14 protein-coding genes are annotated in these 15180 nt (G+C 64.0%); 6 read left to right on the top strand and 8 right to left on the bottom strand.

Going from position 1 to position 15180, the window contains the following annotated elements; translation table 11 throughout:
- Positions 1 to 24 precede the first annotated feature (24 nt).
- The 6 genes from B597_RS39060 to folE all read right to left on the bottom strand — a co-directional run bounded on the left by B597_RS39060 (position 25) and on the right by folE (position 3778).
- On the bottom strand, positions 25 to 474 hold the full coding sequence (locus tag B597_RS39060) for a PAS sensor domain-containing protein (protein WP_024162285.1): 450 nt from the start codon (positions 472 to 474) through the stop codon (positions 25 to 27).
- 85 nt (positions 475 to 559) lie between these two features.
- A complete protein-coding gene (locus tag B597_RS39055; protein ID WP_024162284.1) occupies positions 560 to 1087 on the bottom strand; it encodes a DUF3833 domain-containing protein in 528 nt (175 codons plus the stop codon).
- Positions 1084 to 2322: an MFS transporter gene (locus B597_RS39050; RefSeq protein ID WP_024162283.1), complete on the bottom strand. Its 1239-nt coding sequence runs from the start codon at positions 2320 to 2322 to the stop codon at positions 1084 to 1086. The genes B597_RS39055 and B597_RS39050 overlap by 4 nt, the downstream gene beginning before the upstream one ends.
- The gene (locus tag B597_RS39045) at positions 2319 to 2840 is read right to left on the bottom strand and encodes a chalcone isomerase family protein (RefSeq protein WP_024162282.1); all 522 of its coding nucleotides are present in this window, start codon (positions 2838 to 2840) and stop codon (positions 2319 to 2321) included. Before B597_RS39045 ends, B597_RS39050 begins: the two co-directional genes overlap by 4 nt.
- Positions 2841 to 2849: 9 nt before the next feature.
- On the bottom strand, positions 2850 to 3221 hold the full coding sequence (gene folX / locus B597_RS39040) for a dihydroneopterin triphosphate 2'-epimerase (RefSeq protein ID WP_024162281.1): 372 nt from the start codon (positions 3219 to 3221) through the stop codon (positions 2850 to 2852).
- Positions 3221 to 3778: a GTP cyclohydrolase I FolE gene (gene folE / locus B597_RS39035; RefSeq protein WP_024162280.1), complete on the bottom strand. Its 558-nt coding sequence runs from the start codon at positions 3776 to 3778 to the stop codon at positions 3221 to 3223. Before folE ends, folX begins: the two co-directional genes overlap by 1 nt.
- Positions 3779 to 4001: 223 nt before the next feature.
- Here folE and B597_RS39030 point away from each other — a divergent pair, with 223 nt between their 5' ends.
- Positions 4002 to 4316 carry a DUF6482 family protein gene (locus tag B597_RS39030; RefSeq protein ID WP_024162279.1) on the top strand — a complete coding sequence of 105 codons (315 nt, stop codon included), beginning with the start codon at positions 4002 to 4004 and terminating at the stop codon, positions 4314 to 4316.
- 155 nt (positions 4317 to 4471) lie between these two features.
- Here B597_RS39030 and B597_RS39025 read toward each other — a convergent pair whose 3' ends face one another.
- Entirely contained in the window at positions 4472 to 4918 is a 447-nt protein-coding gene (locus tag B597_RS39025; RefSeq protein WP_024162278.1) for a thiol-disulfide oxidoreductase DCC family protein, read from the bottom strand.
- Positions 4919 to 5013: 95 nt separating this feature from the next.
- On the opposite strand from B597_RS39025, the gene B597_RS39020 reads away from it, so the two are divergent.
- From B597_RS39020 to nahK, 5 genes are all read left to right on the top strand, one after another.
- On the top strand, positions 5014 to 5961 hold the full coding sequence (locus B597_RS39020) for a MerR family transcriptional regulator (RefSeq protein WP_024162277.1): 948 nt from the start codon (positions 5014 to 5016) through the stop codon (positions 5959 to 5961).
- Between the two features lie 38 nt (positions 5962 to 5999).
- Positions 6000 to 8531, top strand: a complete 2532-nt coding sequence (gene pqqF / locus B597_RS39015) for a pyrroloquinoline quinone biosynthesis protein PqqF (RefSeq protein ID WP_024162276.1) — start codon at positions 6000 to 6002, stop codon at positions 8529 to 8531.
- 288 nt (positions 8532 to 8819) lie between these two features.
- Positions 8820 to 10007, top strand: coding sequence for a porin (locus B597_RS39010; RefSeq protein WP_024162275.1), 1188 nt, complete (start codon positions 8820 to 8822; stop codon positions 10005 to 10007).
- Between the two features lie 376 nt (positions 10008 to 10383).
- Positions 10384 to 11547 carry a nitric oxide-sensing protein NosP gene (gene nosP / locus B597_RS39005; RefSeq protein WP_024162274.1) on the top strand — a complete coding sequence of 388 codons (1164 nt, stop codon included), beginning with the start codon at positions 10384 to 10386 and terminating at the stop codon, positions 11545 to 11547.
- The gene (nahK, locus tag B597_RS39000; protein ID WP_152028185.1) at positions 11477 to 14116 is read left to right on the top strand and encodes a hybrid sensor histidine kinase/response regulator NahK/ErcS'; all 2640 of its coding nucleotides are present in this window, start codon (positions 11477 to 11479) and stop codon (positions 14114 to 14116) included. The genes nosP and nahK overlap by 71 nt, the downstream gene beginning before the upstream one ends.
- Before the next feature lie 50 nt (positions 14117 to 14166).
- Here nahK and B597_RS38995 read toward each other — a convergent pair whose 3' ends face one another.
- Complete coding sequence (locus B597_RS38995; RefSeq protein ID WP_024162272.1) at positions 14167 to 15162, bottom strand: glutathione S-transferase family protein; 996 nt, start codon at positions 15160 to 15162, stop codon at positions 14167 to 14169.
- Positions 15163 to 15180: the final 18 nt, after the last annotated feature.

Raw genomic sequence — 15180 nt, 5'->3', positions numbered from 1 at the left:
CGTGAGGCGGCCGACCGGTGCTGATCAGTCTGTCTGGGACCGGGCGAGCTGCAACCTGAGCTCGCGGATCTCGGCTTCGAGCGCTTCGACCCGCTGCAAGGCATCGACTTGCGTGGTGACGTCCTTCTGGATGCCGATGAAATAGGTCAGCTGATCCGCCTCGTTGAATACCGGCGTGATCGACAGCTCGTTCCAGAATGGCGTGCCGTCCTTGCGGTAGTTGCGGATGATCTGGCGGCACGGCCGGTTGCTCTTGACGGCCTCGCGGATAGCCTGGAGCGCTGGTTGGTCACGGTCTTCGCCCTGCAGGAAACGGCAGTCGCGATAGAGGATGTCATCGACTGCGTAACCGGTCAGCCGCTCGAACGCCGGGTTGGCGTAGATCAGGATGTTGTCGTCGCCTTCCTGCTCGGCGACCACGATCCCGTCGTTGGAGGCTTCGATAACCAGTTGCAGCAGCTTGGCATTGATCATGTGACGACATCCTGAAGGGGCATGCGGCGCATTCTAGAACAACTTGGCTCGATCAGTGCCTTGCCGCAAGCAGGCGATGCGCTGCTCAGTCGTTCCGTTTGCGGAAGAACAGCGTCACCTGGCCGACTTCGACGCCGAACTTGCTCATGAACGAGCGATTGGCCAGGGTGTCCTCGTCGATCAGGTACATCCAGTCGTCCATGTCGACCTCGTATACCTTGTCATCCACCGGCAGGCTCAGCACGTAGCGCCAGTGCAGGGTGTTGCCGACGACCTCGCCACGCGCCTCGCCTACGACATCGGCGGCGGTGCCGCGCCAGCTGCCGGGGCTGGTTTCCGTCAGCGTCCAGACGCGCCGCTGGGTGGTGCCGTCGCTGTAGCGGAAGCGCTCGTCGAGAATCAGCCTGTCGCCATCGAGGCTGCCGGTGAGCGCCACATGGAAACGCTTGACCACTTCGCCGGAGCGCTTCTGGAACATGCCCCAGGCATCGAGCCGGCCGACGAAGTAGTCACGCATGTCCAGCTGGGGTGTCTCGTTGCGGTAGCGTTCGACGTCGACGGCGGTACAGCTCAGCAGCAACAGACAAAAAGCCAGGATCATTATCTTTTTCATGGTGTCGGTTCTCCATTGGGCATGGATGTGAGCAGCCGCGCCGCCAGCAGTTTCAGCAGGCAGGGCAGCCCGGCGTAGACCAGGGCGAGATTCCAGCCAGCCGGCGAGCCAGGCTGATAGTTCGTCAAGGCCAGAAGCGGCAGAGCAAGGCCGGCAAGCGCCAGCGCCAACTTTCCGAGCAGACTCCACAGGCCGAAATAGGCAGCGGTGGAGTCGCGTTGATCGGGCGGGATGATGTCGGCGAGCAGTGCTGGCGGCAGCGCCAGGTCCGCGCCCAGGGCGAGACCGGACATCAGGCAAACGCCGGCATAGGCCCAGGCGGAGCCGGGTTCGAGCAGCACCGCCCAGATGAAGGCGGCGCAGGCGGTGAGCATGCCGATTCGCCAGCTCTGCCACTTGCCCAGCCGATCTGCCAGGCGGGTCCACAGCGGCAGGCCCAGCGCCCCGCTGGCGAAATACAGCGCCAGGAACAGGCCCGTCAGGTTCGTCAGTTGCAGGCGATCAGCGATGAAGAACAGCGCCAGCGTGGCAGGAATCGCCACCGCCACCGCATTGATGAAATACACGCCGGCCAGCCATCGGAACGCCGGGTTTCGCAGCGGCCGACCGCTGCCTGGCGATGGAGCAGGCGGCTCACGCTGTGGTCTTGGCGCTGCGAATAGCAGCGTGCTGGTGCCGATGCCCAGCAACAGCGCGAAAGTCACGGCGAATATGCCGAGCGCGGCTGCCATGCCGTACCTCGCTGCCAGTGTCGCGGGCAGCACGCTGGCAATGATCACGCCGAGCAGGCCGGCACCCTCCCGCCAGGCAGTCACTCGCGTGCGAAGCTGCGGCCGGTCGGACAATCGTGCGCCCCAGGCCAGATAGGTGATGTTGATCAGGCTGTGCAGGGTGTAGGTAAGTGCCAGGAGGACCGCGAGCCAGGCGGCGAGGCCGAAGCGGTCGAGCCCTTCGGGCGGGATCAACAGGGCCGCCATCGTCGCGCTCAACAATACTGCCGATCCGCCCATTAGCAGATTCCAGCCACGGGCAGATCGGCGGTCCATCAGGCGGCCGAGCCAGGGGTCCTGCAGCGTATCCAGCAGCCGTGCCAGGAACAGGACGGTGCCAGTCAACGTCAGGCCGAGGCCGAGATCCGCTGCATAGAAGTTCGGCAGCAGTACATAGATCGGCAACATCGCCATGGCCATCGGCAGGCCCAGTGCGGCGTAGGCGGCCAACGCCGGGCTTTTCACCGCTCACCCAGCAGATTGCGCCGCAGTTTCTGGTCGCGGCTGCGCGGATCAAGCCAGATGGCGAAGAAGGCATCGGCAAATGCCGGATCTGCCACCTCGTGCTGCAGGCGGTCGTTGACGTAAAAACGGCAGCCGCGTCCTGGCAGGAAAACGCCGGTAATACGTTCGTTCGGCCGCACATCGACGAAGGCCTGCTGCATTTCCGCCTGCCACCGGGCCAGCCGCGCGGCACCGACGGATGCACCGGACAAGCGCTGGATTTCCTCCAGGCTGGTGCGCACGAAGTCGTCCCGACCGATGGCCCGGTGGTAGGTCAGCTCAAGGGCGAAGGGTGTATCGGGCCGCACTGGCGTGGAACTGCTCCACAGCCGTGCGTCATAGATGCGGAAGCCGAAGAAGCGCAGTTGACCTTCGCCGACCAGCCTGGCGTCCGGCACTGCGTCACGCCAGTCGGCGGATACGACGGGCGGCAACAGCCACAGCAGGCAGGCCAGGGCGGCAACGGATCGGCTGTTCATGGCCAGGGCTCAGCGGCTGCCGGCAAGCGTGATGGATACAGAATCGGCGAAGCGCAGCGCATGGGGCTTGTCGACTTCCACTTCGGCATAGCTGACCGCCGGATGGGCCATGACCAGGTCGAGGATCTCCTGGGTCATGCGTTCGAGCAGGGCGAAGCGGTTCTGCTCCACATGGCCAATGATCGCCTTGGTGATGGTGCGATAGTTGAGCGCCTGCTCGATGTCGTTTTCACGCACCGCTTCGACGGCACCATAGAGAATGGTGAGATTGATCAGTACATCCTGGCGGTTGAGGATCTCGTCTTCGTTGATGCCGATGTAGGTGCGCAGACGCAGATCTTTCACCCGGATGCGCGCCATGCCTGGCTCGAGGCGTGGCATCACTGACCCCTCCCGATCAATTGCAGGAACTCCATGCGCGTGTTGCAGGAGGTCCGGAAGGCGCCGAGCATCACCGAGGTGTTCATGACCGAATTCTGCTTCTCGACGCCGCGCATCATCATGCACATGTGCTTGGCCTCGATGACGACGGCGACTCCGGAGGCACCGGTGACTTCCTGGATGGCTTCGGCGATCTGCCGGGTCAGGTTCTCCTGAATCTGCAACCGGCGGGCGTACATGTCGACGATCCGCGCCACCTTGGACAGACCCAGCACGCGTCCGGTGGGGATGTAGGCCACATGCGCCTTGCCGATGAATGGCAGGATGTGGTGCTCGCACAGCGAGTACAGCTCGATGTCCTTGACGATGACCATTTCGTCGTTGTCCGAGGCGAACAACGCCCCGTTTACCACTTCTTCGAGGCTGCGGTTGTAGCCGCCGCACAGGTACTGCATGGCCTTCGCCGCGCGCTGCGGTGTATCGCGCAGACCTTCGCGCTCAGGGTTCTCGCCTACCCCGGAGAGTATTTCTCGGTAGTGACCAGGCAGATCGTTCATGACGGGTTCCTTTCCTGCGATTAGCTGCGATTGCAGTCGATGAGGTGGCGGCGCGGTAGTCGCGCCGGATGAGATAAAGCTATACGAATATTATTTTTTGTACAATTAAATGTATAGGAATATTCTGCATTACAGCTGGGGACGCGCCAGGCTGCGGCGTTCTTGAGGAAGCTGCGTTACACCTGCTTCGCGTCGAAACTGACTCTGTATAGGTATTGCGCGCTTGAAAAACAAACTGTCGAGGCTAGGACTGCGTTTCGCGCTGTGCCGGGGCCAGATCGTGCGAGTCGAGCTCCACGGCTTGCGCTGTTGCGGCTACAGCGCCTGGGTGATCGATAGCGCCGGGCGTCGAAGGCAGTTCGTCGCGGGCGATCGTACTGTCTGGCACGAGCAGGGCAGCCTGAAGCGCACACTGCACGCTTGCGGGGTGCGCGAGGTCTACTGGCGTCAGGCGGTGAGCCACGACGAGATGATCGGTCGCCCGGCCTGTACGGAATCCGGCGACGGCCTGATGATTGCGCTTTCTGCTCGGGACTAGTGGCCTGTGCGGTTAGATCTGTTGTCTCGAGCTCGGATCCAGCAGGCGCTGAGACGAGGCGCCGCGACGATTCATGGCTGGCCTATGGGAGCAGCGGCAACGCCGTATCGGAGCCTCAAGCCGATATCGCCCAGCTGAATCAGTCAAGCAGGCCACTAGGAGCCTTCTTCCGGCCTGTCGGACGTGGACGAAGGTGGCTGCGCGCTGCGGCACTGCGCGCCGCAGCGGCTGGAACCATCGGGGTGGGGCAGCCAGTCCAGGTGTGGTCGCAACACGCTGAACAGGCCGTAAGCCGGCAACAACAGGGGGCGCAGCAGCTTCCAGCCCAGTGGGGCGGCCCAGAAGCCATGCCCGGCGAGACGCCAGCTCCAGTAGGTCGCGTCAACCCCGGTGAGCCATTGTCCGCTGGCGCTGCGCGCATGCAGGCGGCGACGCAGCTGGGCCTGATCGCGACCGAGCCCGTCGGTGTCGAAGTCCGCAGCACTGATATCCACCAGCAACAGCCGTGCAGGGTCGGCTTGGCGCTCCAGCCAGCGGACTTCGCGTGCGCACAGCGGACAGGCGCGATCGACGTAAAGCGTCAGCGGGAGATCGGGCAGCATTTTATCGCGTCTCGCATTTGTACAATGTTTGTAGAGGGTATGACGGGAAACGCTGAGTTACAATCGCCGTATTCCTTCTTCAACGAGCCGCCCTCATGAGCGATTCTTCAGCCGCTTCGACCCTCGCTGCGAACGCGCTCAGTCAGCAGGATCTGTTTCCGATACGCGAGGTTTCTCGCCTGACTGGCGTCAATCCTGTCACGCTGCGGGCGTGGGAGCGCCGCTACGGCTTGATCCGGCCGACGCGCACGGACAGCGGCCACCGGCTTTATTCGATGGCCGATGTCGAGGCTGTGCGTAGCATCCTGGCCTGGACCGAACGGGGCGTGGCAGTGAGCAAGGTGGGCAGCATCCTGGCCCGCAGCGCTGCCAGCCGTGAAGCCGACGAGCCAGTCGCCACGACCGGCAGTGAATGGGAAGAATGGCAAGAGTTGCTGCGCAATGCTGTGGGCGGTTTCGACGAAGCCCGCCTGGAGCAGGTTTACGGTCAGATATTCTCCACCTATCCACAGGCCGTGGTGTTTCAGGATGTGCTGTTGCCGCTTTGGCAGCAGTTGCTGCTGCGCCAGGATGAGTTCGGGCGTACCAGTGAATGGTTGTTCCTCGATGCGTTTCTGCGGGCGCGGCTGCTGCAACGGTTGCAACTGGCGCGCAATCACTCGGTTGAGCGCGTACTGCTGGCTGCGATGCCGGGACAGTGTCGGGAACTGGAACTGCTGGTCGCAGGGTTGATGTTGAGCGGCGACAGCCTGGCCGTCAGCGTGCTGCCCATCGGGCAGCCCCTCGAAGAGTTGACGCTGGTCTGCGGCAAGATCAAGCCTCAGGCGCTGGTCCTGTTTTCCAACGTGCCGCATAGCGAGGCGCAGCTGCGTCAGCTCAACAGGTTGTCGCTCGGTGTCGATTGCCCGCTGGCCCTGGCCGGCGAGGCGGCCGAGCTTGGCCGTGAGGCGCTGGCCGGCACGGCCGTCGCATGCCTGGGCAGCTCGGGCAAGCTGATGCAGCGGCGGCTGCGACAGTTTCTCGCCGGCCAGCTGGATACCTGAGCGATGCAAGCGGTCGTCTGGTGCCACGGGAGCAATCCATGAATTCAGCCGGCTATCCATCATCCTTGCCGCCACAGCGGACGATGCTGCCTGGCGGGCTGCGCCTGGGTTTCGTTTCGCTGCCGGCCGGCAGCCAGGCTGCAGCGCTGGTGCGCGTGCAGGCCGGCGCACACGATGCCCCGGGCCAATACCCGGGGCTGGCGCACTTTCTCGAGCATTTGCTGTTTCTGGGCAGTGAAGCCTATCCGCCGACCCGGAGCCTGATGCCGTTCGTGCAAGGCTGTGCCGGCCAGCTGAACGCATCGACCCGCGAGCGGCACACCGACTATTTCTTCCAGGTGCCTGCCGAAGCCTTTGGCGAAGCGCTCAAGCGGTTGCTCGACATGCTGGCCCGGCCGTTGCTGGATCCCGCCGCACAATTGCGTGAGCGTGAGGTGTTGCAGGCCGAGTTCCTGGCGCGTGGCCGCGACCGCGACACACTGTGCGATGCCGCAGTCGGCACGGCGTTGAGCTCGGCGCATCCCTTCAGTGGCTTTCACGCGGGCAATCGCGAGACGTTGCCGGTGGAAGATCCGCTATTCCAGCAGGCCCTGCAGGACTACCACCGGCGCTTCTATCACAGCGGGCAGATCGAACTGCTGGTCGCGGCGCCCTGCAGTCTGGAGTCGTTGCGGGTACTGCTGGACTGCGCCGAATGCCGGCTTCCCGTCGCACCACCGGTGCCTAGGCCGGTCGTGCCATTGCGGGCCGACAGCGGTGCCTCGTTGCGGCTGAAGGTCAGCGTCGCTCGGCCCTGTCTGGACCTGGCATTTGCCCTGGACGAGATGCCGGACGAAGTGTGCCTGGCGCTGGACGTGCTCGGCGTCTGGCTGGCTTCACAGGCGCCCGACAGTCTGCTGGCCGCATTGCGCCAGGCTGGCTGGTGCGAGGCGGCGGCGCTGCGTGTGCCTTACTGGCATGACCGACAGGGCGTGGTCATTTTCCAGCTGCAGCTGACCGAGCAGGGCATGGCCGCACGCGGGCAGGTCGTCGCTGTGCTTCGCGACTGGCTGCGGTTCATGACTTCTCAGGCGGCCTGGTCGCAGGTCTGGGATGAATACGTGCAGATCCGCGAGCGTGGATTGCTGGGCAAGGAGCCGCTGGCGCGCTTGCGCTACTGGATCGATCCCGCAGCCTGGCGGCCGTCCACCGACTCTGCTGGCGTGCAGTTGGCATTCAAGACCCTGGGCATACGCCTGGGCAGCCTGCGGCCGATCATCCTGACGGTTGGCAGCGATCAGCCCACAGGGGACGAGCCGATCGTTGCAGCGACAAGCGGCTTCGTCCTGGAACTGGCAAAGGAGCCGTTGTCGGACGCGGCGAATCGGACACGGAGCTGGCGCCTGCCTGCACACAACCGCTGGCTGAGCGAGCGGCTGGCGCCATGCGTGGCGCCTGTGCGCTTGCCGGCGCTGCACTGGCTCGATCATGAGGGCAGTACAGACCAGCAGGCGGTGCTCTACCTGCGTTGGCGCTTTGCCGCAAACCTGCCGCTCGCCGAGCTCTGGCATACGCTGCAGGCCGCGCTGCGGCCGTTTACCCTGGCAGCCGCCCAGGCCGGAGTCGAGGTGCGCTTCGATGATTATGGCCGCAGCTGGTGCCTGGCACTGATCGGCTATGCCGAGGCGCTACCGCTTGTGCTGCGTGATCTGCTCGAAGTGCTGCAAGCGCCGCCGGTCGATGCGTTTGCCGAAGGCAATCGCCTGCATGGGGCGGGCCGGACGCCATCAGCCGACGAGATACTGATTCGGCAGCTCATGCGACGTGTACCCATGCTGCTCGAACCCGGTACAGAAGAATGTCGCGTGCCGATGGATCAGGCGGGACTCACAGAAGCCTGGCGGCGATCGCAATGGGAGGCCCTGGCCATCGGGCTGCCCTCGGGATCGAGCGGGCCATTGCAGGCGGTATTGCGAGCGCTGCCCGGTATTCCCCAGGCCTGCGATGAGGCGGAGGCGGGCGAGGCTGCGCCTCGCTATCTGTGGTCGCGCTTCGGCACCCCCGCCGAAGAGAGCGCCCTGGTCCTGTTCTGCCCGTTGCCGGCGCGCTCGGTGGCTGTCGAGGCGGCCTGGCGACAACTGGCGCGGCTGATGGAAGGTGCATTCTTCCGCCGCCTGCGCAGCGAGCTGCAGCTCGGCTACGCCGTTTTTTCCGGCTTCCGTCAATTCGGCGAACACATGGGTATCGTTTTCGCCGTGCAGTCCCCGAGTGCGTCAGCTGGAGAAATACTGCTGCATATCGAGGCCTTTCTCGAGGCGTTCGCCGGCAGCCTGGATACCCAGATAGCGGGTGCGGCCGGCGATGACTCTACACAGGCTCCAGGCAGCGATCTGCGCCGACGTGCCGAACGAATCTGGCAAGCCCGGCTGGCCGGCTGCGGTCCCGAGCATCCAGCTGCGGTGGCGCGCGCGATGGCGGCGCTCCGGGCTGACCGCCTCGCCGAACAGATGCAGGCACTGCGTACCGCGGTTGGTGGCTGGCGAGTCGTCGCCAATGGCGACGCCCCGGATGCACGCTGGCAGCAACGCTGAGCGGCTTCGCCGGTTTCTGCCGTCGCCGGTCAGAAGCGGTATCTCCCCAGACGTCCACTTTTCCGTGCGTTCCCGTGTCGCTGCCCGGCGGTATCGGCTGACGCTGCTTTGGGTGTACGACCTAAGCCTCATTCATCCAGCCCCGTGGATGACATGCTTTCCGTGCAAGACGGCACCCGCGGCGAAAGTACTAGCCTTTCGCCGCTATCGCAGCGTATGTGCTCCCGGATCGCCTTTCGATAATCGCTCCCGTCACGACTGCTTGTCGTCAAAACCGCGGAGAGCGCCATGCACAACAACAAGAAAGCCGTATCAACCCTGTTGCCACTGGTCCTGGCCAGTGCCGTCGCCATGACCGTGAGCCAGTCGGCTGTCGCCGAAATCGTGCTTTACGATCAGGACGACACCACCTTTTCCACCGATGGTTACTTCAACACCTTCTACGTCCACAGTGACGTCGAGCGTGCGGGCGAGCAGTTCGATCGCAAGCAGTCGCGGGTGAAGATGGGCTTCCTGCCCAACTGGATCGGCTTCAACTTCGGCAAGCAGGTCGGTGATCTCAAGCTGGGCGGCCGTTCCTCGTTCTGGGTGACCATCAACGACAGCGAAAGCAACGGCACCGAAACCGGTATCGACGTGCGTCAGTTCTACGCCACCGCCGGCAACGAGCAGTGGGGTGAAGTGCTGTTCGGTAAGGACTTCGGCCTGTTCGGTCGTTCCAATATCCTGCTCGACGAAATGCTCAGCGGTTACGGCCAGGTCAGCGACACCCTGGGCCTGGTCGATGGCGGCGGCGTATCGTTCGGCAACATCGGTACCGGTTACCCGTATCCGTTCCCGACTTCGCAGATCACCTACCGTTCGCCGAAGGTGAGCGGTCTGCGCGTCGCGGCCGGCATCATGGACCCGGTAGACACCACCGACGACACCTCGTCCACCCTGGACAAGGCCTACCAGGAAGCACCGCGCTTCGAAACCGAGATCACCTACGAGTTCGAGTTGGGCGGCACGCAGTTCTACACCTGGATCAACGGCATGCAGCAGAGCTCGGACAACACCGACAGCAGCATCGAGAAGGTCGACTCCAAAGGCCTGGGTTACGGCGTGCAGGCCAAGATGGGCAACCTGTCGCTGACCGCCTCGGGTTTCCAGGCCGAAGGCATCAACCCGTTCTTCACCAACAACGCCGGCGAAGCACTGCTGCGTGAAGTGGACAGCGACGGTTACCTGCTGCAGGGCTCCTACCGTTTCGGCAAGAACCGCGTCGCGCTGTCCTACGGACAGACCCAGGATGACGGTAACGGTCTGGGTGGCGAGGCTGACTACGAGACCCGCGGCATTGCCCTGTTCCACAGCATCAACGACAACCTGACCCTGGTCGCCGAACTGAACCAGTTCGAGATCGAAGGCAAGAACAGCCCGGCACTCGACGAAGAAACCCGCACCTTCGCAGTGGGGGCGGCGCTGAGCTTCTAAGCGACATGATCAGCCGGGCGCGGATGGAAACCGAACCGTAGGTCGCTCCATGCGTTGCAATGCAGTGGTGCGTACGCTGAGCGTACCCCATGCCCGACACGGCGACTTCGCTGCGCCGCATTACGAAAAGGCTGGCCCATTGGAGGCCGGCCTTTTTGTTGGCGTTAGGTAAAGTCCGGGGCAGGGCGGTGTTGCATTCTGATCTGCCCGGCCCGGCGGTAGTCACATTCCGGGGCCGCCGCTCCTCGTTGCACGCTGCTACGTTTCGTCGCGATGCTACCTAGGCAGGCCTTTACCGGTACTCAAGTAGCATTTTCGCGTCCTATCCCCTGCCCAAGAATGAGCCATCCGATTCAGGCAGTGCGGGGAGCGGCGGGTGACCGAACAACAAGGCGAAGTAATCCGCACGGCGATGTCCGAGGCCCGGCTGGCCGAGACGGTGGCGCAGGATCTGGCGCGTCAGCTGATGCACCCGCATCTGGGCTTCGTGCTGTTCTTCTGCTCTGCCGAATATGACCTGCCGGCGCTGGGCGATGCATTGCGGCAATACTTCGGCGGTGTGCGCCTGGTCGGTTGTACCTCGGCTGGCGAGATTACCGCCCAGGGCTACGGACGCAGCTGCGTGACGGCGATCGGCTTCGACCACCGCAGCTTCTCCATCGCCTGCGAGCTGATCGATGAGATGGAGCGCTTCGGCCTGGTCGAGGCCCAGCAGCTGGTGGAGCGCCTGGGGAACGACTGTCGCAGCAACTCGCTGGCGCCGATCAAGGACCACAGTTTCGCCTTGACGCTGCTCGACGGGCTGTCCAGCCGCGAGGAAGTGGTGCTCTCGGCCCTGAGTGCCGCATTCGGCAGCATCCCGCATTTCGGCGGCTCGGCCGGCGATGACAATCACCTCAGCGACACCTATGTCTACTACGAGGGGCGCTTCTACAGTGGCGCGGCAATCGTGGTGCTGGTCAACACCTGGCTGGATTTCGAGGTGTTCACCACTCACCACATTCTTCCGCTCAGCGAGAAGCTGGTGGTCACCCATGCCGACAGCAACAGCCGCAGGGTCTACGAGCTGAATGCCGAACCGGCGGCCGAGGAGTACGCCAGGCTGATCGGCGTGAGCGTCGCCGACCTCGATCATCGCCTGTTCGCCGCTCACCCGCTGGCGGTGCGGATCAACGAACACTACTACGTGCGCTCGATCCAGAAGGTCAACGAGGACCTCAGCCTGACCTTCTACTGTGCGGTCGAGAACGGCATCGTGCTCACCGCCATGGAGCCCGGCCCGCTGATGCCAAATCTCGAGGCGCTGTTCGCAAGGCTCGAGCAGCGCCTCGGGCCGCCGCTGCTGACCATTGGCTGCGATTGCTTCCTGCGTCGGTTGGAAATCGAGGACAACGGCACCAGCGAGCAGACCTCGGCCTTTCTCCGACGCCAGCAGGTGATCGGCTTCAACACCTACGGAGAGCAGTTCAATGGCATGCACATCAACCAGACCTTCACCGGTGTCGCCATTGGCCGACCCGGAGGGCGGGGCGGTCGCTGAGCTGCTGGCGCGTCAGGCCGAACTGGAACGCGAAAACCACAAGCTCAAGCGCATCAACGCCGCCCTGATCGAGCGTGTCGAATCCGGCGGCACCGGTCGGGATGCCGCCTACGCGGCCTTCCAGCATTCGGTTGAGCTGGCCGAGCAGGTGCGCGAGCGAACCGACGCGCTGAACCAGGCGATGGCCGAACTCAAGGGCAGCAACCAGTTGCTCAGCGACGCGCGGCTGCGCGCGGAAACCGCCCATCAGCACCTGGTCGACGCCATCGAAAGCATTTCCGATGCCTTCGTGCTGTTCGACCGCGACCAGCGCATCGTGCTGTTCAATCGGCGTTTCAAGTCGCTGTGGGCCCGCACCCGTGCCCGTATCAATGCCGGGACCCGGCTGGCAGAGGTACGGCGGCTGGCCGAGAGCACCGGTCTGATCGTCGAGGAACACCGCGGCAAGGGCCAGGAACCCACGGTCTACCGCCTGAACAACGGGCGCTGGGTACAGGTCAGCGAGCGTCCGACCCGCGAGGGCGGGCTGGTGATCCTCTACACCGACATCACCGAGGTGAAGGTCAGCGAAACCATGCGCCGCGAGCAGGCGCTGGCACAGAAGTCGCGGCTATTGCAGCGCGCCGTGGACAACCTGTCCCAGGGGGTGGCGATGGTCAGTGCCGAAGGTGCGCTGGAGCTGTGGAACCGGCGCTTCCTGGAGCTCTGCGGTCTGGCGCCGATCGAGGCGCACCGGCCGTTCGAGGAGGTCATGGCCGACAGCGAGCTGACCCTGCTCACACCCAACAGCCGTGACGCCAGGGGGCGACCGATTCGCGAACTGGAGCAGCGTCTGTTCGACGGGCGCGTCCTGGAGATCCGCACGCATGCGCTACCCACGGGCGGCTTCGTCAACACCTTCACCGACATCACCGAGCGTTACCGCCACGCCGAGGCGCTGCGCGAAAGCGAGCGCTGGATCCGCCTGATCACCGACCATGTACCGGCGTTGATTGCCTACGTATCGTCCGACCTGACCTACGAGTTCACCAACAAGGTCTACGAGGAATGGTATCGCTGGCCCAGCGACGGCATGCTCGGGCAGTCCCTGCGCGAGGTGCACAGCGGTGAACACTGGCGCCAGCTCGAGCCGTACATCGACCGGGCGCTGTCCGGCGAGAACGTCAGCTTCGAGATGGCCGAGCGCAACCATGCCGGCCAGCAGCGCTACATGCTGCGTTCCTATGTGCCCAATCGCCAGCCCAACGGTGAGGTGGCCGGCATCTTCGTGCTGATCCAGAACATCACCGACCGTCGGCGTACCGCCGAGGCGCTGCACCAGGCCTACCAGAACCTGGAGCAGCGCGTACGCGAGCGCACCGCCGAACTGACCAGTCTCAACGACCAGTTGCTGCGCGAGATCGACGAGCGCAGCCAGGTCGAAGCGCGGTTGCGCGAGGCCAAGCGCGAAGCGGAACTGGCCAACCTGTCGAAGACCAAATTCCTCGCTGCGGTCAGTCATGACCTGCTGCAACCGCTGAATGCCGCCCGACTGTTCACCAGCGCCTTGCTGGAGCAACCGGGCGCGCCCAATGCCGGCCTGATTCGTAACATCAGCAATTCGCTGGAAGACGTCGAGAACCTGCTCGGCACGCTGGTCGATATTTCCAAGCTGGATGCTGGCGTGATCAAGCCCGATATCGCCCCATTCGCCGTCAGCGAACTGCTGGAAAACCTCGCCATGGAGTTCCGCCAGATCGCCGGGGCCGAGCAGCTGCAGCTGGATTTCATTCCCTGTTCGGCGCTGGTGCGCAGCGATATCCAGCTGCTGGCGCGGATCCTGCGCAACCTGCTGACCAACGCCATTCGCTACACGCCGCATGGACGCGTATTGCTGGGCTGCCGCCGACGCCGGCAGAGCCTGGCCATCGAGGTCTGGGATACCGGCATCGGCATCGCCTCGGACAAGCTGGAGGAAATCTTCCAGGAGTTCAAGCGCGGGGAGGGCGTGCGGCCCAATCAGGACCGCGGTCTCGGGCTGGGGCTGGCCATCGTCGAGAAGATCGCGCGCATGCTCGGCCATCGCATCCATGTCAGCTCGCAGCCGGGACGCGGCTCGCGCTTCGCCATCGAGGTGCCGCTGGCCAAGCGGGCGCCCAAGGCGCGGCCGGAGCCGAGCACGACCGAGCTGCTGCTGCAGCGCCTGCAGGGGGCTCGGGTATGGGTGCTGGACAACGACACCGCGATCTGTGCCGGCATGCGGACCTTGCTCGAAGGCTGGGGCTGCAACGTCGTCACGGCGCTGTCCGAAGAGGACCTGGCCCGCCAGGTGGACAATTTCCACGCCGAGGCGGACCTGATGATCGCCGATTATCACCTCGACAACGGGCACATCGGCATCGACGTGGTGGCGACCGTCAATGCCCGTCGCGCCAGCCCGTTACCGGCGCTGATGATCACCGCCAACTACAGCAACGAACTCAAGCAGCAGGTGCGCGAACTCGGGCACATGCTGATGCACAAGCCGGTGCGGCCCATGAAGCTGAAGACTGCCATGTGCCATATGCTCGAGCACGGCTCGGCGGGATGACTAGGCTCTGTACGAAGAGTGCCTGCGCTCGACGACTTTTCGTACAGAACCTAGCGCGTCCATATGCCGCGACCTGGCAGACGGTCACGGTCATGGGCGCTGTCAAGGTCCATGGCAGGGCCGCTCGGGACGATGCCGTTGGCGTTGATCTGCCGGTGGCTGGCGTAGTAATGACTCTTGATGTGAGTGAAGTCCACTGTCTCGGCGATGCCCGGCCACTGGTACAGCTCGCGCAGCCAGTTGGACAGGTTCGGATAATCCTCGATGCGCCGCAGATTGCACTTGAAGTGACCGAAGTACACCGGATCGAAACGAACCACGGTGGTGAATAGCCGCCAGTCGGCTTCGGTCAGGTATTCGCCGGTCAGGTAGCGCTGCTTGCCAAGTCGCCGCTCGAGCCAGTCCAGTTCATGAAACAGTTCGTCGAACGCTTCTTCGTAGGCTTCCTGCGTGGTGGCGAAGCCAGCCCGGTACACACCGTTGTTGATCGCAGGGTAGATCCGCGCGTTGAGCGCGTCGATCTCGCCGCGTAGCGGTTCGGGGCACAGATCCAGGCGCGACCCGGTGAGACCGTCGAAGGCGCCGTTGAACATGCGGATCAGTTCGGCGGACTCGTTGTTGACGATGCATCGGCGTTCCCGGTCCCACAGCACGGGTACGGTGACCCGCCCGGAGTACTGCGGATCGTCGCTGGTGTAGCGCTGGTGCAGGTAGTTGTGATCGTCCAGCGCGTCGCCACTGGAACCGGTGCTCCGCTCGAATGTCCAGCCGTTGTCGGCCATCAGCCAGCTCACCACCGAAACACCGATCAGTGGCTCGAGATCCTTCAGCTTGCGGTAGATCAGGGTTCGATGCGCCCAAGGGCAGGCCAGCGATACATACAGGTGGTAACGACCGGCTTCGGCCTTGAAACCACCCTGGCCATCGGGCCCGGGCGCGCCATCTGCCGTCACCCAGTGACGGCGCTTGGCCTGTTCGCGCTCGAATTTGCCATCTCGATTGGCATACCAGCGGTCGTGCCACTGGCCATCTATGAGTAGTCCCATTCTGTCCTCCCGTTATGG

Source organism: Stutzerimonas stutzeri KOS6, from assembly GCF_000307775.2.
Lineage (GTDB): Bacteria > Pseudomonadota > Gammaproteobacteria > Pseudomonadales > Pseudomonadaceae > Stutzerimonas > Stutzerimonas stutzeri_B.
The sequence above is the reverse complement of the archived record's forward strand: the minus strand, read 5'-3'. Positions and strand labels throughout refer to the sequence as shown.